This is a genomic window from Methylobacterium platani, from assembly GCF_001653715.1.
In the GTDB taxonomy this organism is placed as follows: Bacteria; Pseudomonadota; Alphaproteobacteria; order Rhizobiales; family Beijerinckiaceae; genus Methylobacterium; species Methylobacterium platani.
In genome coordinates, this window is the sequence record NZ_LWHQ01000072.1 from 1 (window position 1) to 23183 (window position 23183).

General features: G+C 71.8%; 23 protein-coding genes. 10 read left to right on the plus strand and 13 right to left on the minus strand.

Features of this window, described 5'->3' with window-relative positions; all coding sequences use genetic code 11:
- The coding region (locus tag A5481_RS27965; RefSeq protein WP_197514252.1) for a MucR family transcriptional regulator at window positions 1-238 on the minus strand (238 nt) is incomplete at its 3' end.
- Between the two features lie 491 nt (window positions 239-729).
- On the minus strand, window positions 730-1311 hold the full coding sequence (locus tag A5481_RS27970; RefSeq protein ID WP_048432942.1) for a DUF2147 domain-containing protein: 582 nt from the start codon (window positions 1309-1311) through the stop codon (window positions 730-732).
- A gap of 303 nt (window positions 1312-1614) precedes the next feature.
- Here A5481_RS27970 and A5481_RS35760 point away from each other — a divergent pair, with 303 nt between their 5' ends.
- From A5481_RS35760 to A5481_RS27985, 4 genes are all read left to right on the plus strand, one after another.
- On the plus strand, window positions 1615-1743 hold the full coding sequence (locus A5481_RS35760; RefSeq protein WP_280818796.1) for a hypothetical protein: 129 nt from the start codon (window positions 1615-1617) through the stop codon (window positions 1741-1743).
- Window positions 1744-1937: 194 nt separating this feature from the next.
- Window positions 1938-3761, plus strand: coding sequence for a cation:proton antiporter domain-containing protein (locus A5481_RS27975; RefSeq protein WP_048432941.1), 1824 nt, complete (start codon window positions 1938-1940; stop codon window positions 3759-3761).
- Between the two features lie 97 nt (window positions 3762-3858).
- Entirely contained in the window at window positions 3859-4128 is a 270-nt protein-coding gene (locus A5481_RS27980; RefSeq protein WP_048432940.1) for a hypothetical protein, read from the plus strand.
- A 90-nt stretch (window positions 4129-4218) separates the two neighbouring features.
- Complete coding sequence (locus A5481_RS27985; RefSeq protein WP_048432939.1) at window positions 4219-4431, plus strand: hypothetical protein; 213 nt, start codon at window positions 4219-4221, stop codon at window positions 4429-4431.
- 124 nt (window positions 4432-4555) lie between these two features.
- On the opposite strand, the gene A5481_RS27990 is transcribed toward A5481_RS27985, so the two are convergent.
- From A5481_RS27990 to A5481_RS28005, 4 genes are all read right to left on the minus strand, one after another.
- Window positions 4556-4813 (minus strand): hypothetical protein, encoded by a 258-nt coding sequence (locus A5481_RS27990; RefSeq protein WP_048432938.1) that lies wholly within the window; start codon window positions 4811-4813, stop codon window positions 4556-4558.
- 147 nt (window positions 4814-4960) lie between these two features.
- The gene (locus A5481_RS27995; RefSeq protein ID WP_048432937.1) at window positions 4961-5740 is read right to left on the minus strand and encodes a MetQ/NlpA family ABC transporter substrate-binding protein; all 780 of its coding nucleotides are present in this window, start codon (window positions 5738-5740) and stop codon (window positions 4961-4963) included.
- 44 nt (window positions 5741-5784) lie between these two features.
- Window positions 5785-6450, minus strand: coding sequence for a methionine ABC transporter permease (locus A5481_RS28000; protein WP_048432936.1), 666 nt, complete (start codon window positions 6448-6450; stop codon window positions 5785-5787).
- A complete protein-coding gene (locus A5481_RS28005) occupies window positions 6440-7621 on the minus strand; it encodes a methionine ABC transporter ATP-binding protein (RefSeq protein ID WP_064504447.1) in 1182 nt (393 codons plus the stop codon). The genes A5481_RS28000 and A5481_RS28005 overlap by 11 nt, the downstream gene beginning before the upstream one ends.
- Before the next feature lie 294 nt (window positions 7622-7915).
- Between A5481_RS28005 and A5481_RS28010 the strand changes: the two genes are divergently transcribed.
- Window positions 7916-8755, plus strand: coding sequence for an aldo/keto reductase (locus A5481_RS28010; protein WP_048431640.1), 840 nt, complete (start codon window positions 7916-7918; stop codon window positions 8753-8755).
- Window positions 8756-8830: 75 nt separating this feature from the next.
- Here the strand turns inward: A5481_RS28010 and A5481_RS28015 are convergent, their stop codons facing one another.
- Window positions 8831-9319 carry a MarR family winged helix-turn-helix transcriptional regulator gene (locus tag A5481_RS28015; protein ID WP_048431641.1) on the minus strand — a complete coding sequence of 163 codons (489 nt, stop codon included), beginning with the start codon at window positions 9317-9319 and terminating at the stop codon, window positions 8831-8833.
- 158 nt (window positions 9320-9477) lie between these two features.
- On the opposite strand from A5481_RS28015, the gene A5481_RS28020 reads away from it, so the two are divergent.
- Window positions 9478-9903, plus strand: coding sequence for an organic hydroperoxide resistance protein (locus A5481_RS28020; RefSeq protein ID WP_048431642.1), 426 nt, complete (start codon window positions 9478-9480; stop codon window positions 9901-9903).
- Window positions 9904-9986: 83 nt separating this feature from the next.
- Here the strand turns inward: A5481_RS28020 and rdgB are convergent, their stop codons facing one another.
- On the minus strand, window positions 9987-10619 hold the full coding sequence (gene rdgB, locus A5481_RS28025) for an RdgB/HAM1 family non-canonical purine NTP pyrophosphatase (RefSeq protein ID WP_048431643.1): 633 nt from the start codon (window positions 10617-10619) through the stop codon (window positions 9987-9989).
- Entirely contained in the window at window positions 10619-11332 is a 714-nt protein-coding gene (gene rph, locus A5481_RS28030) for a ribonuclease PH (protein ID WP_048431644.1), read from the minus strand. Before rph ends, rdgB begins: the two co-directional genes overlap by 1 nt.
- Window positions 11333-11587: 255 nt before the next feature.
- Between rph and A5481_RS28035 the strand changes: the two genes are divergently transcribed.
- The 3 genes from A5481_RS28035 (at window position 11588) to A5481_RS28045 (ending at window position 15934) form a co-directional block, all read left to right on the plus strand.
- A complete protein-coding gene (locus tag A5481_RS28035; RefSeq protein ID WP_048431645.1) occupies window positions 11588-12709 on the plus strand; it encodes an alginate O-acetyltransferase AlgX-related protein in 1122 nt (373 codons plus the stop codon).
- A gap of 136 nt (window positions 12710-12845) precedes the next feature.
- Window positions 12846-13964, plus strand: a complete 1119-nt coding sequence (gene hrcA, locus A5481_RS28040; protein ID WP_197514253.1) for a heat-inducible transcriptional repressor HrcA — start codon at window positions 12846-12848, stop codon at window positions 13962-13964.
- Window positions 13965-14086: 122 nt separating this feature from the next.
- On the plus strand, window positions 14087-15934 hold the full coding sequence (locus A5481_RS28045; protein ID WP_082172889.1) for a DEAD/DEAH box helicase: 1848 nt from the start codon (window positions 14087-14089) through the stop codon (window positions 15932-15934).
- Window positions 15935-15947: 13 nt separating this feature from the next.
- On the opposite strand, the gene A5481_RS28050 is transcribed toward A5481_RS28045, so the two are convergent.
- Window positions 15948-16169: a hypothetical protein gene (locus A5481_RS28050; protein ID WP_048431647.1), complete on the minus strand. Its 222-nt coding sequence runs from the start codon at window positions 16167-16169 to the stop codon at window positions 15948-15950.
- A 141-nt stretch (window positions 16170-16310) separates the two neighbouring features.
- Complete coding sequence (locus A5481_RS28055; protein ID WP_048431648.1) at window positions 16311-17198, minus strand: MBL fold metallo-hydrolase; 888 nt, start codon at window positions 17196-17198, stop codon at window positions 16311-16313.
- Between the two features lie 238 nt (window positions 17199-17436).
- Between A5481_RS28055 and A5481_RS28060 the strand changes: the two genes are divergently transcribed.
- Window positions 17437-20610: an autotransporter serine protease gene (locus A5481_RS28060; RefSeq protein WP_048431649.1), complete on the plus strand. Its 3174-nt coding sequence runs from the start codon at window positions 17437-17439 to the stop codon at window positions 20608-20610.
- Between the two features lie 184 nt (window positions 20611-20794).
- On the opposite strand, the gene A5481_RS28065 is transcribed toward A5481_RS28060, so the two are convergent.
- On the minus strand, window positions 20795-22132 hold the full coding sequence (locus A5481_RS28065) for an MFS transporter (RefSeq protein ID WP_048431650.1): 1338 nt from the start codon (window positions 22130-22132) through the stop codon (window positions 20795-20797).
- Window positions 22133-22202: 70 nt separating this feature from the next.
- Window positions 22203-23066 (minus strand): shikimate dehydrogenase, encoded by an 864-nt coding sequence (locus tag A5481_RS28070; RefSeq protein WP_048431651.1) that lies wholly within the window; start codon window positions 23064-23066, stop codon window positions 22203-22205.
- Window positions 23067-23183: the final 117 nt, after the last annotated feature.

A 23183-nucleotide genomic window follows, 5' to 3' on the forward strand; every position in this document is an offset into this window, starting at 1 on the left:
CGTCCTCGAGGCTGATGATGTGGTCGGGCGTGACGGTCTTGCGGATCGGGACCGGCGGCGTCGGCTTCTCGGGCTCGGGCGCCGGGGGGGCGGCGACGCGCTCGAGCGAGGCGTGCACGGCGGCGATCAGGCTGCCGAGATCCCCGACCGGAACCGAGTTCTTCGACACGTAGGCCGATACGATATCCGCCGAAAGATTGATCAGGTGCGGGGCCGGCCCCGACTCGTCAGCGCTCATGAGTGTCCCCCTGGTGGAATACTGCTTTGCACATGTCGCCAAAAAAACTATCCGTCAATGAAAATTTCTATTCATGAGTAGAGCGCCATGGCCGGGAATGCCCGAGATCCGATCGGGCCGCCGCGCTGCTGTCCTGGCAAGTTCTGATTCACCCATGACCGGTTGCATGAGGAATATTAACTCAATCGTCGATTTGCCGGATGTGTCCGACACGCGACACAGCGTGCGCGACACGGGAATGACGCGACGGCATTTCACCCAGCGATAGTTCGGAGAGGTAATAACTCGCGGTTGTGGGGCGATCCGTGAACGGCCTCGCGGCGGGAGGGGACAGTCTGGCGCGGCCGAACGATTTTTACAACCTTAAGGCGAGTCAACGCCGGTCGCTACGTCGCACGAAAAAGGGCACCCGCCGCGACCGGCGGATGCCCTGGCAACAGGGGTGCGGGCCGCGCGGGCGGCCCGTCACGGCGCGGGGCGGAGGCCCCGGCTCACGGCTTCGGCGCGGCGCCCGGCGCAGCCGGCTTGGCGGCGGCCGCCGCCGGGGCGGCCTTCGGCGCCGCGGCCCATTCGGCGTCCGGCCGCGGACCGTTCGCGGCACCGGTCGGCGCGGTGAGCTGGCCCGCGACCGTGTCGTTCGCGCGGGTCCAGGTCTGCGAGCCGCACAGGAAGCCCATCAGGCAGCCGCGGACGTTGAGCTCGCCCGGCTGCTCGGTCCAGATCGAGACGTCGTAGAGCTTGCCGTCGTCGGCGTTGTAGATCTGGCCCTCGTAACGGTTATCCGCGTTCGGCTTCAGACCCATGATGAGCTGGTGGCCGAGGGCGGGGCGGCCGCGCTTCTTCGCGTCGGCGTTCTTGAAGTCGACCCGCGGCTGACCCTTGTCGTCGTTCGGGGTCTTGAGCCAGACGGCGTAGCCGCAGATCCGGTCGGTGCGGCTCGGGCACTTCTCGATCCGGATGCGGGCCCGGCCGTCCTCGGTCAACCAAGTCCCGCTCGGGTCTTTCGGGTTGGCGAGCGCCGCTCCCGACGACAGGCCGAGGACAACGAGCGCCCCGGTCAGGACCTTCTTCATACTGTACACCCTCGTCTGGTGCGGCCCGCGCACAACCCAAGTCCGTCGCTGATGCCGCATCGCGCGGCCGGATGCCAGTGGCCGGCCCATTGCGTCGGAATCGTGGGCGGCCGCCACGAACATGCTGCCTCACGACGGGATGTCACATGGCCGGATGTCACATGGTCGGCCGCTCCCGCGGCGAGCTAGAGCAGCGTCGCCGGGCGGCAATCGTCCTTTCGGCAAGAATTCTCCGTTCGGCGGGAAACGCCGATCGTCTCGACTGCCGCACAGCGGCGTCCGCTCACCCGCCGGGGCTGCCGCATGTTCACGACCGAGCTCCTCGTGATGACCTCCGCCACCCTCGGGGCGATCGTCATCGTGCTCGCCGCCCGGCCGGGCGCAAGCCTGCCACGGCTGCCCGGCGCCGCCCGGCGCCCGGCCGGACGCTGAGCCGGAGAGCCCCTCCCCCGCGCCCGGACCCCGGTTCGCGCGGATCCCGGCCTGCGGGGATTTCGGGGAGATTTCCGGATGTTGCCGCGGTTTTTCGTGCGGTGCGGCACGGCGGGAACCCGGAAAGGCTGCTAGACTTCGGACACTGAGCCGCTGCCCTTGCGGCGCCGTTCCCCGAAGGAGCTGACCCGACCGTGCCGCACGCCTCCGAGCTGATTGCCATCATCGCCCTCGGGCTCGTCTTCGCGTTCGTCGGCGGCATGCTCGCGCAGCGGCTGAAGCTCCCGCCCCTGGTCGGCTACCTGCTCGCGGGCCTCGCGGTCGGTCCGCACACCCCGGGCTTCGTCGGCAACGCGGAACTGGCCGGGCAGCTCGCCGAGATCGGCGTGATCCTGCTGATGTTCGGCGTCGGGCTCCACTTCTCGATCGGCGACCTGATGGCGGTGCGGGCCATCGCGCTGCCCGGCGCGGTGGTGCAGATCGCGGTCGCCACCCTGATGGGGGTGGGCCTGAGCGTCGCCTGGGGCTGGAGCCTCGGGGCCGGCCTCGTCTTCGGCCTCGCCCTCTCGGTCGCCTCGACGGTGGTGCTGCTGCGGGCGCTCGAGGAGCGCAGCCTCCTCGACACCGACAAGGGCCGCATCGCCGTCGGCTGGCTCATCGTCGAGGACCTGGCGATGGTGCTGGCCCTCGTCCTGCTGCCGGCCCTCGCCGGGCCCCTCGGCGGCGAGAGCGCCGGGGCGGCGCACGGCATCGCGGGCGACGGCAACATCTGGCTCACCCTCGGCCTGACCTTCGCCAAGGTGGCGGCCTTCGCCGGGCTGATGCTCGCCGGCGGCCGCCGGGTCGTGCCCTGGATCCTCGACCAGGCCGCCCGCACCGGCTCGCGCGAGCTGTTCACCCTGGCGGTCCTGGCGCTGGCGCTGGGCATCGCCTACGGCTCGGCCGAGCTGTTCGGCGTCTCCTTCGCGCTCGGCGCCTTCTTCGCCGGCATGGTGCTGGCCGAATCCGACCTCAGCCACCAAGCCGCGGCGGATTCGCTGCCGCTGCAGGACGCCTTCGCGGTCCTGTTCTTCGTCTCGGTCGGCATGCTGTTCGACCCGACGATCCTGCTGCGAGAGCCCCTCGCCGTGCTCGCCACCCTGGCGATCATCCTGATCGGCAAGTCGCTGGCGGCGGTCGCCATCGTGCTGGCCTTCCGCCATCCGCTCTCGACGGCGCTCACCATCGCGGCGAGCCTGGCGCAGATCGGCGAGTTCTCGTTCATCCTGGCGAGCCTCGGCATCGGCCTGAAGCTGCTGCCGCCGGAGGGCCGCGACCTGATCCTGGCCGGCTCGCTGCTCTCGATCACCCTCAACCCGCTGATCTTCGCCGCCCTGAGCCGGCTCAGCCGCGCCGTCGAGGCGCGGCCGGGGCTCGCCGCCCGCTTCGAGCGGCGCGGAGACGAGATCGCGGTCTCCACCCACCCCAAGGGCCGCGAGGGCCACGCGGTCGTGGTCGGCTACGGCCGGGTCGGCGGCGCCATCGGCAAGGCGCTCGCCACCTGGGAGCTTCCCTACGTGGTGGTCGAGCGCGACCGCCGCCGGATCGAGGAGTTGCGCGCCGCCGGCATCGCGGCGGTGTTCGGCGATGCCGGGGCGCCGGGCATCCTCGACGCGGCCGATATCGGGCGGGCGCGCCTGCTCGTCGTCGCGAGCCCGGACGCGCACCAGGCCCGCCGCCTGATCGAGATCGCCCGCGAGGCGAATCCGGGGATCGACACGGTGGTGCGCACCCACAGCGATACCGAGCGGCGCCACCTCGAGGAGGAGAAGGTCGGCCTGGTGCTGATGGCCGAGCGCGAGGTCGGGTTCGGCATGGCGCTCTACGCCCTGCGCAGCCTCGGCCTGAGCGAGGGCGAGGCGCGCCTGTTCATCGACACCAGCCGGGCCGAGAGCCGGGCCGAGCCGGTGGTCGAGGCCGAGCCGGAACTCGGGGCGCCGGAGCTGCGGCCCCACCGCGAGGCGCCGGCGGAGTCGTGAGCCGGCCCCGGTCCATGACCGAACCGTAACCTCGCGGACAGCCTCGCCTCAGGACGAACGCGCCATCCTGCCCCGGTTCGTGACGAGGAATCCGACGATGGCGCAGCCGCAGATGGAGCGTCCGGCCGAGCTGATGGTGTGGCGGGGCGCGCCGGCCGCCCCCGGCCCGAGGGAGGTGCGGCGCTATCCGACCCTGCGCGCCGCCCTCGCGGCGGCGACGGCCCGGGCGGAGGACCCGGAGTCCCTCCCCTGGATCGTCACCGAGGACGGCGACGTGCTCAGCCCGCACTGGATCGACGGCCACGCCCCCCGGACGGCGGCGCGCCCGGTCCGCCCGCTCCCGCGGCCGGCGGTCCCGCTGTCCTGAAGGCGACATCCCGACGGGTGTTTGCGTCGTTCGGTCGGCTCACGTTCCGCGCAGGCCCGTGCTATCGTCCGGGGACGAGCACGAATCGCCATGACGAGCCTGCGCAAGACCGTCCCCGCCCGCCCGGCCACGATCGCGGCGTCCACCCACGGCTACGCCGCTGCCGCCCTGCGGCTGCGGCGCGCCGCCAACGACAACCGTCCGGAGCGCGGCAGCCGCCGCTATCTGGCGCTGATCGCCGGCGCCTGGCTCGCCGGGCTCCTCACGGCGGCGGTCGCCTTGTGGCGGACCGGGGGGTTCTGAGCGCCGAGGTCGGGCACGCCGGCCGGCATCCCGGGGCCGCAAGACGGAAAAAAGGCGCGCCCGCCGGGCGGAACGAACCGCCGGACGAACGCGCCGGACCGAGACTGAACCGTCGTGGGGCGGATCAGCGGGCGTGGTGGTGACGGTGCATGCGGCGGTGCTTCATCATGCGCTTCTTGCGCATGGTCGGCTGCATGGTCGCGCGCGGAGCGGCACCGACGGCCGGCGCGCCGCCGGGGGCACCCATCTCGCGCTGCACGCCGCCGAGCGGGCCGCCGGCCTGCGAGCCCGAATTGTTGTAGGGCGAGCCGCCCTGCGCGAAGGCCGGGACGGCGGCGACGGTGAGGACGGCCGCGACCAGGCAGGAACTCAGGATCTTCATCGGGCACCTCGAAGGAAGGCCAGCCCGTCACTCGGGCCGTGCTGAGAAGACGCGCACGGCCGCGTTTGGTTTCATGGCTCCGCTTCATTCTGCGTCGCCGCTGTGGACAAGTCCGGCGCGGGGTGCCGGACCCGTCCCCGGGCCGGCTCACCAGCTGGTGAGCACCGCGCCGCCGAACTTGCTCTCGATGAAGCTCTTCACCTCGGGCGAGCGGTAGGACTCGACCAGGGTCGCGACCCAGGGCTTGTCCTTGTCGGCGCTGCGCACCGCGATCACGTTGACGTAGGGGCCCTTCGGCTCCTCCTTGAGGATCGCGTCGGACGGCTTGAGGCCGGCCGCGGTGGCGTAGTTGGTGTTGACCGCCGCCGCGTCGACGTCGTCGAGGGAGCGCGGGGTCTGGGCCGCGTCGACCTCGATGATGCGCAGGCGCTTCGGGTTCTCGACGATGTCGGCGACGCTCGGCTTGAAGCCGACGCCGGGCTTGAGCTTGAGGAGCCCCTTGTCCTGCAGCAGCAGGAGCGCCCGGCCGCCGTTGGTCGGATCGTTCGGGATCGCCACCGTGCCGCCGGCCGGCACCGCGTCGACGCTCTTGTGGCGCTTCGAGTAGACGCCCATCGGGAAGTTCACCGTCTGGGCGACGCTCTCGATCTTGTAGCCGCGATCGGCCTTTTGGTTGTCGAGATAGGGCTGGTGCTGGAACGAGTTGGCCTCGAGCTCGCCCGACGACAGCGCCTCGTTCGGCACGACGTAGTCGGAGAACTCGACGATCTGCAGGTCGAGGCCCTTCTTGGCGGCGATCGGCTTCACCGCCTCGAGGATCTGGGCGTGCGGGCCCGGCGTGACGCCGACGCGCACGCGCTGGCCTTGAGCGAGGGCCGGCAGGCTGGCGGTGGCGAGGAGCACCGCGAGAGTCAGGGTACGCAGCATGGGTGTACGCTCCGGGGACAGTCTGGAGAGGAGGGAGAACGTGTTCAGCCGTGGCGCAGGCGCTTGTTCATGCGCCGCGCCAGCCGGTCGCCGAGGGTCTGGACCAGCTGCACCAGGACGATCAGCACCACCACGACGGCGAGCATCATCTCGGGCATGAAGCGCTGGTAGCCGTAGCGGATGCCGAGGTCGCCGAGGCCGCCGCCGCCGACGGCCCCGACCATCGCCGAGAAGCCGATCAGCGACACCACCGCCAGGGTGAGGCCGAGCACGATGCCGGGCAGCGCCTCGGGGATCAGCACCTTGACGACGATCTGGAGCGGGCTCGCCCCGAAGGCCCGGGCCGCCTCGACGAGACCGCCATCGACGTCCCGCACCGCGCCCTCGACGAGGCGGGCGATGAACGGGATCGCCGCCACGGTCAGCGGCACGGTGGCGGCGGTGGTGCCGATCGAGGTGCCGGCGATCGCCCGCGTGAACGGGATGATCGCCACCACCAGGATGATGAAGGGCGTCGAGCGGGTGGCGTTGACGACGAGGCCGAGCACCCGGTTGAGCCAGGGCGCGGCGAGGAGCTCGCCGCGCCCGCTGGTGGCGAGGAACACGCCGAGCGGCAGGCCGATCAGCGTGCCGAGGCCGGCCGCCACCGCCACCATCTGCAGCGTGTCGAGGGTGGCCTGGACGAGGAGGCGGACGAGCTCAGGCGACATGGGATACGATCCGGGACACGACCGGGGACAGGTCGGCAGGGACGGCGCTGCGCTGCCAGCCGGCGAGATCGAGGGTGCCGAGCAGCTCGACGTCGAGGCCGCGGGCGGCGAGGAAGCCCGTCGCCCGCTCCACCGTGCCGGCATCGGGCGGGATCCCGACCACCAGGGTGCCGAAGGGGCGGCCGGCGATCTCGTCGACGGTGCCCGACAGGATGCCGGCCGGGATGCCGGCCTCGCGGGTGAGCTGGGCGAGCACCGGGTCGGTGGCGTGCGGGCCGCGGAAGGTGATGCGCAGGACCGCCTGCCGCCCCTCCCCCGGGATCGCCGGGCCCGGGGTGAGACGGGCGGCCAGAGCCGGCGGCAGGGTGCGGCCGGTCTCCTCGTCGAGGAAGGTGCGGGTGATCGCGGCGCGCGGCCGGGTGAAGACCTCGAACACGTCGCCGCTCTCGGCGATGCGGCCGCCGTCGAGCACCGCCACCTCGTCGGCGATCGCCCGGATCACCGCCATCTCGTGGGTGATGAGCAGGATGGTGAGGCCGAGCTCGCGGTTGATCCGGCCGAGGAGGTCGAGGATCGAGCGGGTCGTCTCCGGATCGAGGGCCGAGGTCGCCTCGTCGGAGAGCAGCACCTTCGGGTTGGTGGCGAGCGCCCGCGCGATCCCGACGCGCTGCTTCTGGCCGCCCGACAATTCGGCCGGGTAGCGGTCGGCCTGGGCGCCGAGCCCGACGAGATCGAGGAGCTCGGCGACCCGCCGGGCGATCGCGGCCCTGTCGGCGCCCGCGACTTCCAGCGGCAGCGCGACGTTGCCGGCGGCGGTGCGGGCCGAGAGCAGGTTGAAGTGCTGGAAGATCATGCCGATGCCGCGGCGCTCCCGCCGCAGCGCCGATTCCGGCAGGCTCGAGATCTCGGCGCCGTCGACCACCACCCGGCCCCGGCTTGGCCGCTCGAGCCCGTTGACGAGGCGGATCAGCGTCGACTTGCCGGCGCCCGAGCGGCCGATCACCCCGAGCACACGGCCGCGCGCCACCGCGAGGTCGATGTCCTCGAGCGCCGTCACGGCGCCGGCGCCGCGGCGGGCGGTGTAGGTCTTGGCCACGTTCTCGATGCGCACGAGGGCGTCGCGCCGGTCGCCCGGGGCCGTCGTCGCCGGTGCGCGGACGGGGGCCGTCACGGCGCGCGGGTCCGGGCGGGCGGGGGGACGGGAGCGGTCATCGGGGTCCTTCGGCGGGCGAGCGTCGTGAGCCATGGGGCGGGCCGGCACAGAAACCCGGATGCGGACTTTCTGTCAACCGGAATGTTCTTTTTGAAGAACACACGCGGGGAGAAGGCGTTTTTCCCGTCCGGCCCGCCGCGCTTAACCCCCCGGCCCCGCGACGATCGGTGAAAAACCGTGCATTCTCCGTGATCTGCCCTTGCTCTCCGGACCTCGCGCGGCCCAGGACGGCACAGATCGCAGGAGCGCGCGATGCGACGGCAACCCTTCGGACGCACCGGGCCCGCGGTGCCGGTGATCGGGCAGGGAACCTGGTACCTCGACGAGGGCGAGCCGACCGTGGCGGCGGCCGCGCTGAATCGCGGGCTCGATGTCGGGATGAGCCACGTCGACACCGCCGAGATGTACGGCGAGGCCGAGCCGCTGATCGCCGAGGCGATCGGCGACCGGCGCGACGAGGTCTTCCTCGTCTCGAAGGTGCTGCCCGGCAACGCCTCGCGCCGCGGCACGGTCGAGGCGTGCGAGCGGTCGCTGCGACGCCTGCGCACCGACCGGCTCGACTGCTACCTGCTGCATTGGCGCGGGCCGCACCCCCTGGAGGAGACCTTCGCGGCCTTCGAGGACCTGGTCCGGGCGGGCAAGATTCTGTCCTGGGGGGTGAGCAACTTCGACGCCGACGACCTCGACGAGGCGCTGGGCGTCGCCGGCCCCGGGCGCATCGCCTGCAACCAGGTGCTCTACCACCTCGAGGAACGGGCGATCGAGCATTCCGTCCTGCCCTGGTGCCGGCGCCACGGCGTCGCCGTCGTCGCCTACAGCCCGTTCGGCCACGACAGCTTCCCGGGGCCCGCGACGCCGGGCGGCCGGGTCCTGGCGGAGATCGCGCAGGCGCACGATGCCACGCCGCGGCAGGTGGCGCTCGCGGCGCTCACGCGCGGCGACGGCGTCCTGACGATCCCTAAGGCGTCGAGCCCGGCCCATGCCGCGGAGAATGCCGGCGGCGGCAGCCTGAGCTTGAGCGACGCGGAACTCGCGCGGATCGACGCCGCCTTCCCGCGCGGGCCCGAGCCGCGGCATCTGCCGATGCTCTGACGCGCTGCCTCGCCCCGCGCTTCCGTCACGGCGTCGCGCGGCTCATGCCGCGCTTTCATCAAGGCATTGCGCGGCTCACGCCGCGCCGCGATCCGGCGCCGCGCTGGCGTGCAGGCTGTCGCGCAGGGCCAGGATCTCGTCGCGCAGGCTCACCAGCCGCTCCGCCGGGCGGCCGGAGGCGCAGACGATCTCGTTCGGGAACGGCGTCGCCTTCTCGCGCAGGGCCGCGCCCGCCTCGGTCAGGCTGATGCGCATCAGCCGCTCGTCCTCGGCGTCGCGGGCGCGCAGGACGAGGCCCGCCGCCTCCAGTCGCTTGAGCAGCGGGGTCAGGGTGCCGGAATCGAGGTAGAGCCGCTGGCCGAGCGACTTCATCGTCTGCCCGTCCTGTTCCCACAGCAGGAGCAGCACCAGGTATTGCGGGTAGGTCAGGCCGAGCCGGTCGAGGAGGGGCTTGTAGATCCGGTTGAAGGCGTGCGCCGCCGAGTAGACCGCGAAGCAGATCTGGCTGGAGAGGTGCAGGTCGTCGGCGTGACCGGCGGTCTCAACGATGTCGGGATCGGACATTCCCACTTCCTCGCACACGCGGCTCGGCCCGGTCTCGGCCGGTCGCCCCGACACTCATACGCTCGCGCTGGCGCAAAAACAAATTGCGCACAATCAAAATTTCCGCTACGAAGGATCCAGCGGCGGCCGAACGCCGCCCCGACCTTGAGGAGAGCCCGATGTCCGTCGACGTGAAGTACACCACCCAGGCCACGGCGAATGGCGGTCGCGACGGTCGCGCCACGACCCAGGACGGCAGCCTCGACGTCAAGCTGTCGACCCCCAAGGAGCTCGGCGGCGCCGGCGGCGCCGGCAACAACCCCGAGCAGCTCTTCGCGGCCGGCTACGCCGCCTGCTTCCTCGGCGCGATGAAGTTCGTCGGCGGCCAGGAGAAGATCGCCGTCCCGGCCGATACCACCGTGACCGCCAAGGTCGGCATCGGCCCGCGCTCCGAGGGCGGCTTCGGCATCACCGCCGACCTCACCATCTCGCTGCCGGGCCTCGACAAGGCGACCGCCGAGACGCTGGTCGAGAAGGCCCACCAGGTGTGCCCGTACTCGAACGCCACCCGCGGCAACGTCGATGTCGGCCTGACCGTCGCGTAATTTTTCGGAATCCGGGCGGCCGCGCGCCGCCCCTGCCCTTTCGAGGCGCCCCCTCCTGCCGGAGCGGGCGCCTTTTTCCCTGTCTATTCCGGCCGGCGCAGGCAGGCGGCGGCGAGCGCCAGGAAGGCGCGGGCGCGGTGCGACAGCGCCTCGCGCGTCTCCCAGTCGATGCCGTGCTTCTCCTCCGAGGACAGCTCGCCGAAGGTGAGCGGGCTCTCGTCGGGCCTGAACATCGGGTCGTAGCCGAAGCCCTTGTCGCCGCGCGGCGGCCAGACCAGCTCGCCGAACACCCGGCCCTCGAACAGCTCCTCGTGCCCGTCCGGCCAGGTCAGGACCAGGGCCGAGACGAAATGCGACCGGCGGTTCGTCGCGCCGCGGGTCGAGAGCTCGCGCTCGATGCGCGCCATCGCGCCGGAAAAGTCCTTCGAGCCGCCGGACCAGCGGGCCGAGAACAGCCCGGGCGCCCCGTCGAGCGCATCGACGCAGAGCCCCGAATCGTCCGCGAAGGCCGGCAGGCCGGTGGCCTCGGTCGCCGCCTGCGCCTTGATGGCGGCGTTCTCGGAGAACATCGTGCCGGTCTCCTCCGGCTCGGGCAGGTTCAGCTCGCCGGCCGAGACCGCCTCGACGCCGAAGGGCGCCAGCAACTCGCGCATCTCGCGCAGCTTGCCGGCATTGTGGGTCGCGATCACGACCCGCCCGGTGAGACGGCGGCCCATCAGGCGATCGCCTGCTTCTGGAGCGCCACCAGCGCGGCGGTGCCGGCCTTGGCCAGCCGCATGAGGCTCAGGAACTCCTCCTCCGAGAACGGCTTGCCCTCCGCGGTGCCCTGCACCTCGACGAGGCCGCCGCCGCCGGTGATGACGAAGTTGGCATCGGTCTCGGCGCCGGAATCCTCGGCATAGTCGAGGTCGAGGACGGGCGTGCCCTTGTGGATGCCGCAGGAGATCGCCGCGACGTGGTCGCGCATCGGGTCGACCGAGATGATCGAGCGGCCGCGCATCCAGGTGAAGCACTCGTGCAAGGCCACCCAGGCGCCGGTGATCGCCGCCGTGCGGGTGCCGCCATCGGCCTGGAGCACGTCGCAATCGACCACGATCTGGCGTTCGCCCATCGCCGGCAGGTTGACGACGGCGCGCAGCGAGCGGCCGATCAGGCGCTGGATCTCCTGGGTGCGGCCCGACGGCTTGCCGGCATTGACCTCGCGCCGGTTGCGGTCGTGGGTGGCGCGCGGCAGCATGCTGTACTCGGCGGTGACCCAGCCCTTGCCGGATCCGCGCAGCCAGGACGGTCCGCGCTCCTCGAGCGAGGCGGTGCAGAGCACCTTGGTCTCGCCGAAGGTGACGAGGCACGAGCCCTCGGCGTAGCGCGAGACGCCCCGCTCCAGCGTGACCTTGCGCAGCTCGTCGGGGGCGCGCTTCGAGGGGCGCATGGGCACAACTCCTGTCCAGGGCACCGCGCGAAAACCGGCGCGACGCATCGATCCGCGGGGGCCGCGCGCTCTTAGGCGCTGGCGCCGGGGGCGGCAAGGGGAGCGGCCTTCGGTGCCGTGCCGGCTCGGGCCGCGCGGGGGCGCCGGAACTCGCGACCGCGACCAGGCCGCGGCCATCGCGCCGGCGCCCCGTCCCGGCATCGCGCGGAGGCGATCGACCGCTGGCCGCGCTTCGGCCGCCATGATACTCCCGCATTGATCTTCAACCTGGGGTCGCATGACATGGCAATGAGTTGCGCGATCGATGTGGCGAATTGCGACGTGATCTGGGGATGGGCCAGCGACGCGGGCGGATCCCCGCTCTACCTCGACGCGATCGTGAACGATGTCAGGCGCGCGATCGTCCCGTGCGACGTGGTCCGGTCGGACGGCCTCAGCAACGGGTTCGTGTTCCACCCGAAGCCATTCCTGGAAACCGGGGTCAACAGCGTCGTCCTTCGCGAGCGCGGGAGCGGCCTGACGATCTACTCGGCGAAGCTCGTCAGGCAGGAAGCCGGCGCCTCGGTCCTGCTCGGCAAGAAGAATTATCTGTTCCTCGCCGCGACGCCGGACAACAATATCTTGCAGGAGCTGATCGGCCAGGTCGGTCTGGGAAACTTCCTGGTGAAGAAGTACCAGACCGCATTCCGTTTTCGCAATTTGTTCTTCTCAGCCATGCGTACGAAGTATCTATACTCGATCATTCCCGACAAGAGCGTCGTTCTCGAACACCTTCTGCCGGATGGCATCAGGATATCGCGCCGCCGTCCGGCCGCTATCGTCGGCGACATCGCCAGGACGGAGCTGGGTTCAAAATACATCAACGTCGATCATTCATTCGATGACAACGAATACCATGTCACGGATAGCCATTTTAACTACACGGGGGCTTCCAGTTATTTTACGGAACTCATAATGAAGGCCCATCTGCTCGAGCACGCTATCATGCCCGATGTCCTGACGCGGGAAAATTTCGTCGGAGACCTCGCCGCCGCGGCCGGCGCCCCCGCCGAAACGGTGACCATGGCCTATTATCGACCCGACCTGTTCGAGATGACGGTCGACGATCTCGTAAACGGCACCGCGTTCAAGAAGACCAGGAACATTCACGGACGTTACCTGAAAGTCGGCGTCGTCGGCACGTCGTCCGCCGCCCTGCTGTTTCCGTTCTTTGCCGGAAATTTCCGCGAATGCTTCTTCCACTTCTCGAACACGATCAATGTCGAGGTCGTCATGCAGGAGAACCCGGACGTTCTGTTTCACCTGCCGAGCGAGCGCGTGCTTCGCAGCGTGCCGGACGACCGCATCCTCCTCAAGCTGAGGTCGGACGCGCAGTGATGCGCCTGCCCGCACCGATCCGCCTGCCCGTAGGGAGGCCCGGCTTCGTCTCCCCGCGCCCGCGCGGCGTCCCGTCCGCTTGCGCGGGAAGCGGCGGCGCCGCACAGTAAGGGGTCGTTTGGTTCCCGTAGGGTTGATGAACACGCGCGATCTTCCACCCTTCCCGCCGCCCATGCCCGGCGGCTCCGGGCAGGCCCGTGCCATTGCCGAGCTCAACGAGCGCTCGCGGGAAATCTTTCGCCAGATCGTCGAGAGCTACCTCGCCACCGGCGAGCCGGTGGGGTCGCGCAACCTCGCCCGCATCCTGCCGATGGCGCTCTCGCCGGCCTCGATCCGCAACGTGATGTCGGACCTGGAGCAGGCCGGGCTGATCTTCGCCCCCCATACCAGCGCCGGCCGGCTCCCGACCGAGCACGGTCTGCGGTTCTTCGTCGACGCGCTGCTCGAGCTCGGCGACGTCGGCCAGGAGGAGAAGGGCCGCATCGAGGCGCAGATGCGCGCCGCCGCCTCGCGCCACCACACCTTCGAGAGCGCGCTCACCGAGGCCTCCCTGCTGCTCTCGGGCATCTCGCGCGGGGCCGGCGTCGTCGTGACGACCAAGCAGAACCCGCGCCTGCGCCACATCGAGTTCGTCCGCCTCGATCCCGGCCGCGCCCTGGTGGTGCTGGTCTCCGACGACGGCTCGGTCGAGAACCGCCTGCTCGACCTGCCCGCCGGCCTGCCGGCCGGCGCGTTGCAGGAGGCCTCGAACTTCCTCAATGCCCGCATCCGCGGCCGCACGCTGGGCGAGGTCCGCACCGAGATCGAGGCCGCCCGGGCGGCGATGACGCGCGAGCTCGACGAACTGACCGAGCGGCTGGTCGATGCGGGCCTCGCCCGCTCGGTCGGCCCGAGCGAGGAGCGCCAGCTCATCGTGCGCGGCCAGGCCAACCTCCTCGACGACCTGCGGGCGGCCGAGGACCTGGAGCGCATCCGCCTGCTGTTCAGCGACCTCGAGAGCCAGAAGGACGTGATCGACCTCCTCTCGCGCGCCGAGGGCGGCGAGGGCGTGCGGATCTTCATCGGCTCGGAGAACAAGCTGTTCTCGCTCTCCGGCTCGTCGATGATCGCCGCCCCGTTCCGGGACGGCAGCCAGACCATCGTCGGCGTCGTCGGGGTGATCGGGCCGACCCGGCTCAACTACGCCCGCATCGTCCCGATGGTCGATTTCACCGCCCGCGTGGTGTCGCGGATGCTGGAGCGCGGCCGTGGCTGACGGCCGGGGCCGCACCAAGCGATTTGTGATGTGGGGAACGCAGAAATCCTGCTTGTCCCCCGGATTCACAAGACGGCGGGCCTCGGCCATGGTCGGGGCATGGTTCGCGATTCCCTGACGCCTTGAGCGCCCCGTCCCGTCCCCTGCGCAGCCACCAGCGCAGCCTGTCCGAGCTCGTGGCCTCCCTCGCCCGCGGCGAGGCCTCGGGCGTCAGCGACATCCTGGCGGCGGTGACGCCCGGCGGCGGCAAGTCGCTGCTGCCGGTCATCGCCGCCTCCCGGCTGATCGCCGCCGGCCTCGTCGACCGGGTGGTCTGGGTCGTGCCGCGGGATTCCCTGCGCCTCCAGGCGGAGGAAGCCTTCGCCGATCCGGCCTGGCGCGCGGCCTTGGGCCACGCCCTCTCGGTGCGGGCCGCCGACAACTCGCCCGATCCGAGCCGGGGGCTCTCCGGCTACGTCACCACCTACCAGGCGGTGGCGGCGGCCCCCGCCCTCCATCTCGCCGAGATGCGCCGCCACCGCACCCTGCTGGTCGTCGACGAGGTCCATCACCTGCCCGCCCTCGCCGACGGCGACCGGGGCGGCGAGGCCGCGAAGAGCGAGGCCGCCGCCTGGAGCCAGGCCCTGCTGCCGCTGTTCCGCGCCGCGCGGCTGCGGCTCCTCCTCTCCGGTACCCTGGAGCGGGCCGACGGGCGGCGCATCCTGTGGCTGCCCTATCGCACCGAGAACGGCGCGCCGGTGCCGGACATCGAGGCGCCGGGCTGGGCGGTGATCGGCTATTCCCGCGCCGAGGCCTTGGCCGAGAAGGCGGTGCTGCCGGTCAATTTCGGGGCGCTCGACGGCGAGGCGAGCTGGCTCGAGGGCGGGCGCACCTCCGGCCAGGCCCGGGTCGGCCCGCACCGGCTCTCGGGGCCGGGCCCGAGCGCCACCACGCGGCCGGCCCTGTTCACGGCCCTGCGCACGGGGTTCGCCCGCGACCTCCTGCGGGAGGCGTTCTTCGCCACCCGCCGCCTGCGGGCCGAGCGCCGGCGCAAGCGCGGCCTTGCGGCGGGCGACGCCGTCCGGGGCCTCGGCAAGCTCCTCGTCGTCGCCCCCGACCAGGCGAGCGCGCAGAGCTACCATGCGATGATCCAGGCCTGGATGCCCGAGGAGCAGGCGCGCCGGGACGTGCGCATCGCCACCTCGGCCGAGGCCGATGCCCATGCGGCGCTCGCCGCCTTCCGGCTCACGCCGGAGCCCGCCGTGCTGGTGACGGTGGCGATGGCCTACGAGGGGCTGGACGCCCCCGAGGTCGCCGTGGTGGCGGCGCTCACCCATATCCGCTCCCGCCCGTGGCTGGAGCAGATGATCGCCCGGGCGACCCGGGTCGATCCGCACGCGGGCGACTACGCCGACCAGCACGCCCTCATCTTCCACCCGGACGATCCGCTCTTCGCGCGCTTCCGCGCCCGGATCGAGACCGAGCAGGCCACCGCGACGCGGCCGCGCAAGCGCCCGACGGGCGCCGCCTCGCCCGAGCCGCGGCCGCCGGCGCAGACCGACGACGGCATCGTGCCGCTGGAGAGCAACGCGCTCGGCCTGCGCTACGCCCTGCTGCGGCCCGGCCCCTCCGTGGCGATGGCCCGGGAGGAGGCCCGGCACGCCGCCGAGCCCACCTTGGTGCCGCCCTCGCGGATCGAGCGGGCGCTGCGCGCCCGCGTCGCCGCCATGGTGACGGCGCAGGCTGTGGAGGACGAGGCCGAGCTGCGCGTGAGGCCGGGCGCCCCCCTGCCCCACCGCTACAACGCGGTGCTCAAGCGGCTCTTCGACAACAAGAGCCGGGCGGCGATGACGCTCGAGGAGCTGGAGGCGGCCCTGGCCTGGCTGGAGCGCAACCGGCTGCAGGACCACCTGCACCTGCTCGACGGCGATACGCGCTACGCCTGGAGCGTGCGGCGGCGCTGGGCCGGGGCGGAGCGGCGGCCGGGGTGATCGCGTCGCCGGATCATCCCCGCCCGACCGGCCCGGCCCGCACGTAGCCGCGCGAGATCAGCCGGTCGCGCTGGCGCGTCCGCCGCTCGGCCTCGCCGAGATCGGCGAGCGCGTCCGAGATCGCCCGGCGCAGGGCGAGGCCGGCATCGCCCCCGGCGGCCGCGAGATAGGCGACCGCGATCGTCTCGACGCCGGGCGCCCGTCCGTCCCGTCGCTCCGCCGGCTCGTGGGTCATGGCTCGTCGTCTCACCGCTGCACGCCGCCGGCTCCCGCCGACTCACGTTAGAACATAGAGGGAACAAGCCACGGCGCGAGCGATCCGGTCAAGCTGCGTTCGCGCCTCGGGAACCGCGATGTGGAGAATGGGGACAACCCGTCAGGGCTCCCGCACCGCCGCCGCGTCGCCGGCACGGACCGGCTCCGCGACGTAGCGCCCCTTCTCCGGCACCGCCACCGCGGAGAACGCGGCGGCGAGCCGGTGCAGCGCCTCCCGCAGGCCCGGGCCGCGCAGGGGCCGGCCGTGGCCGGTCAGGGCCAGCTCCGGCTCGAGCTGCGCCAGAACCTCGACCGAGCGCCGGGCGGCGTCCCAGTCGACCGTGAGGTAACGCGGGGGGCCGTGCATCTCGGGCGCCTGGGTGGCGACGGCGTAGATCGATTCCTGCGCCGTGGTGACGAAGGCGTCGCCGGCGATCAGCGTCCGGTCGGCGGCGCGCCAGAGCGAGACGTGGCCCGGCGCGTGGCCCGGAGTGTGGATCCAGCGCCAGCCCGGCAGCGGCGGGATGCTGCCGTCCTCGGGCAGCAGGCGCAGCCGCGTCCCGACATCGACGGGCTTCGTCGGGAAGAGCGGCGAGAGCCGGGCGAGGAACCCGCCGCCGACGCTCGGATCCGGGGCCGGATAGGCGCCGCCGCCGTCGAGATAGGGCCGCTCGAGCGGATGCGCGAAGACCGGCGCGTCCCACTCCTCCGCCAGGTCCTCCAGCACCCCAACATGGTCGAAATGGCCGTGGGTGAGCACGATCGCGGCCGGCCGGGCCCCCTTCCCGAACCGGGCGGCGGCCGCGGCTTCGATGGCGCGCCGCGACCCCATGATCCCGGCATCGACCAGCACCCAGCCCCGGTCGCCGGCGCCGGGCGGCCCGAGATAGGCGACGTTGACGAGGACGTGGCGCTGGTAGGCGAGGTCCGGGCGCAGGGTGTGGGTGCCGTCCGGCCCTGCCGGCTCGTCGGCGAGCGAACCGGGGTCGATCGGGATCTGCTGCACCATGCCGGCACCTCGCGACGGGAATGCCGGCTCAATGCTCCCACAGGGTATCTGTTCCCACCCGTCTGGGCGATCGCCCAGGTTTCGTGACGTTTCTGCCACGGCATTTCGGAAATACATCATTGCGAAACGATCGCGGCATCAATCAGGCTTTTTCGCGGCTAGCATCGACGCGAGCGCCGTTGAGCGCGATTCGGAAAGAAGAAGGCTGCAAAGCCCACGGTCAGATCGAGGCAATTCGATGAAAGTTCAGACACAGTCGAGATCCAGGGCGCTGGCGGCCCGCGGGCTGATCTCGCTCCTCTGCTCGACGATCTCTTACGCAGCGTTGGCGCAGTCCTCCGGTTATCAGGATCCCGGGCGCCTCGGCGACGCGGCCAGCTGGCGGACGCCGGAATACCTGGGCGATTGGGGCCTGACCTCGATGCGGGCCGACCAGGCCTATGCCCGCGGCGTCACCGGCCGGGGCGTCGTGGTCGGCTCGGTCGATTCGGGCTTCCTCGCCACCCATCCGGAATTCGCCGGCCAGGTGACGCCGCTGACGGTCCAGGGCTCCTACCTGGCGAACGGCTACCGCTACGAGACCACCGCGGGCGGGCGCAGCGACCTGTTCTCGGCGGGCGCCCCGTTCTCGGTGCCCGGCACCTGGATCCGCGGCGTCAACGACGACCACGGCACCCACGTCGACGGCACGATCGTGGCGCGGCGCGACGGCACCGGCATGCACGGCGTCGCCTTCGGCGCGACGCTTCTCGCCACCAACACCAACGCCACCGATTCCTCGATCTACGGCGCCAACCAGGACTACACCTACTTCAAGGCCGCCTACGGCAACCTGGCGGCGTCCGGCGCCCGGGCGATCAACTCGTCCTGGGGCAGCCCGCCGCCCTCCGAGACCTACAACACGATCGCCGGGGTCGCGGCCGGCTACGCCAAGTTCCAGGGCCGGCTCGACTGGCTCGACGCGGTCGCCGAGACGACGCGGCAATACGGCACGATCATGGTCTTCGCGGCCGGCAATGCCGGCGTGAACAACCCGACCGTGCGCGCCGCCCTGCCCTATTTCGAGCCCGACCTCGAATCGCGCTGGATCGCGGCCTCCGGCCTGACCATCGACGACGGCACGGCGTTCAACCGCTGCGGGCTCGCCAAGTACTGGTGCGTCGCCGCGCCCGGCCGCAACATCTTCAGCACCGTCACCTCGACCACCGGGGTCGCCGGCTACGGCAACAAGAGCGGCACCTCGATGTCGGCGCCCCACGTCACCGGCGCGCTGGCGCTGGTGATGGAGCGCTACCCCTACATGACCAACGAGCAGGCGCGCGACGTGCTGCTCACCACCGCGACCCATCTCGGCAGCGGCCCGGCCGACCGGCCGAACGAGACCTTCGGCTGGGGCAAGATCGACCTCGGCCGCGCGATGAACGGCCCGGGCCAGTTCCTCGGCCGCTTCACCGCCACCCTGCCGGGCGGCACGGCCGACATCTGGTCGAACGACATCTCCGACGCCGCGCTGCGCCAGCGCCAGGTGGAGGACGGCGCCGAGCACGCGACCTGGCTGCAGCTCAAGGCTACCCGCGGCTGGAGCAACGGCCTGCCGCCCGGGGCCACCGCCGACCAGCAGATCGAGTACACCTGGCGCGGGGCGCGCGACCAGGCCTTCCTCACCCGCGTCTACCAGGGCGGGCTGACCAAGGCCGGCGACGGCGCGCTGATCCTGACCGGCGCCAATACCTATACCGGCTCGACCGAGGTGAATGGCGGCCTGCTCGCCGTCGACGGCTCGATCGCCTCGGTGGCGAACGTGAATGCCGGCGGCACGCTCGGGGGCACCGGCACCCTCGGCGGGCTCAATGTCCGCTCCGGCGGCAAGGTGGCGCCGGGCAACGGCCTCGGCACGCTGACCGTCGCCGGTACCGTCAGCTTCGCGCCGGGTTCGCGCTACGCCGTCGAAGTCGCGCCGGGCGTGAGCGACCGCATCGACGCCACCGGCGCGGCGCGGATCGACGGCGGCACCGTGACAGTCGCCGCGGCGGGGACGGGCACGCCCTTGAGCCCCGGCGCCCTGCGCGGGCTCCTCGGCCAGCGCACCACCATCCTGTCGGCGGCCCAAGGGCTCACCGGCCGCTTCGACAGCGTGACGCCGGGCTACACCTTCGTCGGGGCGAACCTCGATTACGGCACCCAGACCGTCGGGCTGACGCTGGCGCGCAACGCCACCCCCTTCGCGTCGGTCGCCGCCACCCGCAACCAGGCGGCGACGGGCGGGGCGATCGAGGCCTTGGGCGCCGGCAACGCGCTCTACGAGACGGTGCTGGTCAACACCGATCCGGGCGCGGCGCGCACCGCCTTCGCCTCCCTGTCGGGCGAGATCCATGCCAGCGCGGTGACGGCGCAGTTCGAGACCGCGTTCTTCGTGCGCGAGGCGATCCTCGACCGGCTGCGCCGCGGCGACCCGTCCGACGCGGCCCTGGTCCCGGGCCTCTCGGTCCCCAGCCTGCCGGCGGCCTATTCCGCCGACCTCCCGGGCCGGGTCGCGCCGCCCGTCCAGGTGCCGGCGCAACTCGTCGAGCCGCGACCCTACGCGGTCTGGGGCCAGGGCTTCGGCGCCTTCGGCCGCACCCGCGGCGACGGCAACGCCGCTTCGCTGTCGCGCCAGATCAGCGGCTTCGTGCTCGGCGCCGACACCCGGATGGATCTCGGCGGGGTGCCGGGCGGCTGGCGCCTCGGCGTCGCCGGCGGCTACACCAATACCAGCCTCGACGTGACCGGCCGCGCCTCCTCGGGCGTGATCGAGAGCGGCTTCGGCGGCCTCTATGCCGGCACGACGCTCGGACCGGTGGCTCTCCGCTTCGGCGGCGTCGCCGGGGCCACCAGCCTGTCGCTCCGGCGCAGCATCCTGGCCCCGGGCTTCGCCCAGGGCCTGAGCGCCCGCTACGGCGGGATCACCGCGCAGGTCTTCGGCGAAGTCGGCTACCGGATGTCGTTCGGGGCGGCTTCGATCGAGCCCTTCGTCGGCGCGGCCGCGATCCGCATCGGCCAGGACGCCTTCGCCGAGCGCGGCGGCCCGGCGGCGCTCTCCGGCCTCGGCCGCGACAACGATCTCGCGGCCACCACCCTCGGCGTGCGCGGTTCGACCCGGCTCTCGGCCGACCTGCCGGTGTTCCTCACCGGCCTCGTCGGCTGGCGCCGGGCCTACGGCGACGTGGTGCCGAAGGCCCTCCTCGCGTTCGGATCCGGCCAGACCGGCTTCCTGGTCGCCGGTGTGCCGATCAACCGCGACGCGGTGGTGGCGCAGGCCGGGATCGACTGGGCCGTCTCGCGGGCGGCGACGCTCGGCGTGTCCTACACGGGTCAGGCCGGCGAGCGGGCGCAGGACCACGCGGTGAAGGGCAACTTCACCTATCGGTTCTGACGATCCGGAACGCGGAAGGTCCGCCGCCTCTGCCAGGGCGGCGGACCTTTATCGTCTGCATGGATCCCCAAGAGGGCACCGCCGCCCGAAAGGGGAGCGCATCCCCCTCTCCCGTGTGGGAGAGGGGATCCCACGACCCACTGATGTTACGACGACGTCGTTGGTTCTCGTGCCGCGCGATCCGTCAGCGCTTGCCCAGCTGCTCCATCGGCGTGCGGTAGGTCTCCCGCGCGGTGAAGATCGACACCGCGGCGATCGCCGCCGTGGCGGTGACGAAGGCGGCGACCGGGACCCAGCCGGTCGGGCCGGTGCCGAGGAGGGCGGCGCTGATCACGGGGGCGAAGCCGCCGAGCGCGAAGCCGATCTGGGTGCCGATCGCCATGCCCGACAGCCGGACCTTGGTGTCGAACATCTCGCCGTAGAGCGACGGCCACACACCGTTGGCGGCGCTGTAGACCACGCCCGAGAGCAGGATGCCGAAGACGAAGATCAGGGCTACGTTGCCCTGGCTGATCGCCCACATGTAGGGCCAGATCAGCGCGGCGGAGCCGAGCGCGCCGAAGATGAAGACCGGGCGGCGGCCGATCCGGTCGGCCAGCGCCGCGAAGGCCGGGATCGCGCCGAGGGCCACGATGTTGGCCAGGATCAGCACGGTCAGCATCATCGACCGGTCGATCTTCATCGTGTTGACGGCGTAGGACAGGGTGAAGACGCTGAAGATCGTGCTCACCACCGAGACCAGCGCGGCGAAGATCACCCGCAGCACGTCGTCCCACTGCTTGCGGAACAGCACCGCGACCGGCAGGCCCTCCTTCTCGAGGGTGTGCGCCTGCTGCTCCTTCTCGAAGACGGGGGTCTCCGGCAGGGTGCGGCGGACCCAGAAGCCGACCGCGACGACGAGCGCGCTGAGGAAGAACGGGATGCGCCAGCCCCAGGACAGCATCTGCGCCTCGGGCAGCTGCGTGACCGGCAGGAAGACCAGCGTGGCGAGGATCAGCCCGGCCTGGGTGCCGCTCAAGGTGAAGCTGGTGAAGAAGGCGCGCTTGTGGGCGGGGGCGTGCTCCAGCGTCATCGAGTTGGCGCCGGCCTGCTCGCCGGCGGCCGAGATGCCCTGGAGCAGCCGGGCGACGACGAGCAGGATCGGCGACAGGATGCCGAGCTGGTCGTAGGTCGGCAGGCAGCCGATCATGAAGGTCGAGAGGCCCATCAGGAGCAGCGTGAAGGTCAGCACCTTCTTGCGGCCGAAGCGGTCGCCGATATGGCCGAGCGCCACCGCGCCGAGGGGCCGGGTGATGTAGGCGACGCCGAAGGTCGCGAAGGAAGCGATCGCCGCCGCCTGCGGGTTGTCGGGCGAGAAGAACAGCTTCGGGAAGATCAGCGCCGCGGCGGTGCCGTAGATGAAGAAGTCGTAGTACTCGACCGCGCTGCCGATCCAGCTCGCGAGCGCGGCCTTCCTCGGGCTTTTCACGGAATCGGGCTCGACGGCAGCGGTCGCGGCCGCCGGGAAGACGGAGGAGGTCATCGGGCGTTTCCTGTGGGAGGGAGAAGACGGGCCCGTTGGCTCGGGCCGCATTGTTCGGGTCGGGTGAAGCTCAGGCGGTCCGGCCGAGCTCGGCGAAGTGGCGGAGCATCCGCTCCGGGTCCGGGGTCAGGCCGGTGATGAGGCGGAACGCCTCGACGGCCTGGAACACCGCCATGCCGCCGCCGTCGAGGGTGCGGCAGCCGATCCGCCGCGCCTCGCGCAGGAGCGCGGTCTCGAGCGGGAAGTAGACGATCTCGGCGACGAAGAGCCCCGGGTGGAGGTATTCCGCCGGCAGCGGCAGGCCCGGATACTTGTCCATGCCGGTCGGGGTGCAGTGGACGAGGCCGTCCGCCGCCGCCACCTCGGCGGCGAGGTCGGTGCAGGCCCGCGCCCGGCCGGCGCCGAAGCGCTCGCAGAGCGAGGCCGCGACAGCGGCGGCCCGGGCCGGATCGATGTCGTTGAGGACGAGGTCGCGCACCCCGAGGGTGAGCAGCGCGTGGGCCACCGCCGCGCCGGCGCCGCCCGCCCCGAGCTGGACGACGCGATTCAGCGCCACGTCCGGCAGGCCGCGCCGGAACGCCTCGGCGAAGCCCCACCAGTCGGTGTTGTGGCCGACGCGCTTAGCCTCGCGCAGCACCACGGTATTGACCGCGCCGAGGGCCGCCGCGTCGGGCGACAGCTCGTCGAGATGGGCGAGCACCGCCTGCTTGCACGGATGGGTGATGTTGAGGCCGGAGAATCCCATCCGCTCGGCGGCGGTGAGGAGCTCGGGCAGGGCCTCGGCACCGAGACCGAGCTTCTCGAGGTCGATCTTCTGGTAGAGGAGCCGCAGGCCCTGCGCATCGCCCTCGTGCTCATGCATCGCCGGGGTGCGGGAGGCCTGGATGCCGTTGCCGATCAGGCCGGCCAGGACGGAGGTGGGGGCAGCGCCCATGGCGGGCTCCTCTCGACAGCGTTCCTCGGATGGCGCGATTGCGACGCGCTTGAATTCAAATGTACGAACCAGTACGTTCATGTCAACCCGGAAAAGCGGCAGGCCACGCGGTCGTCG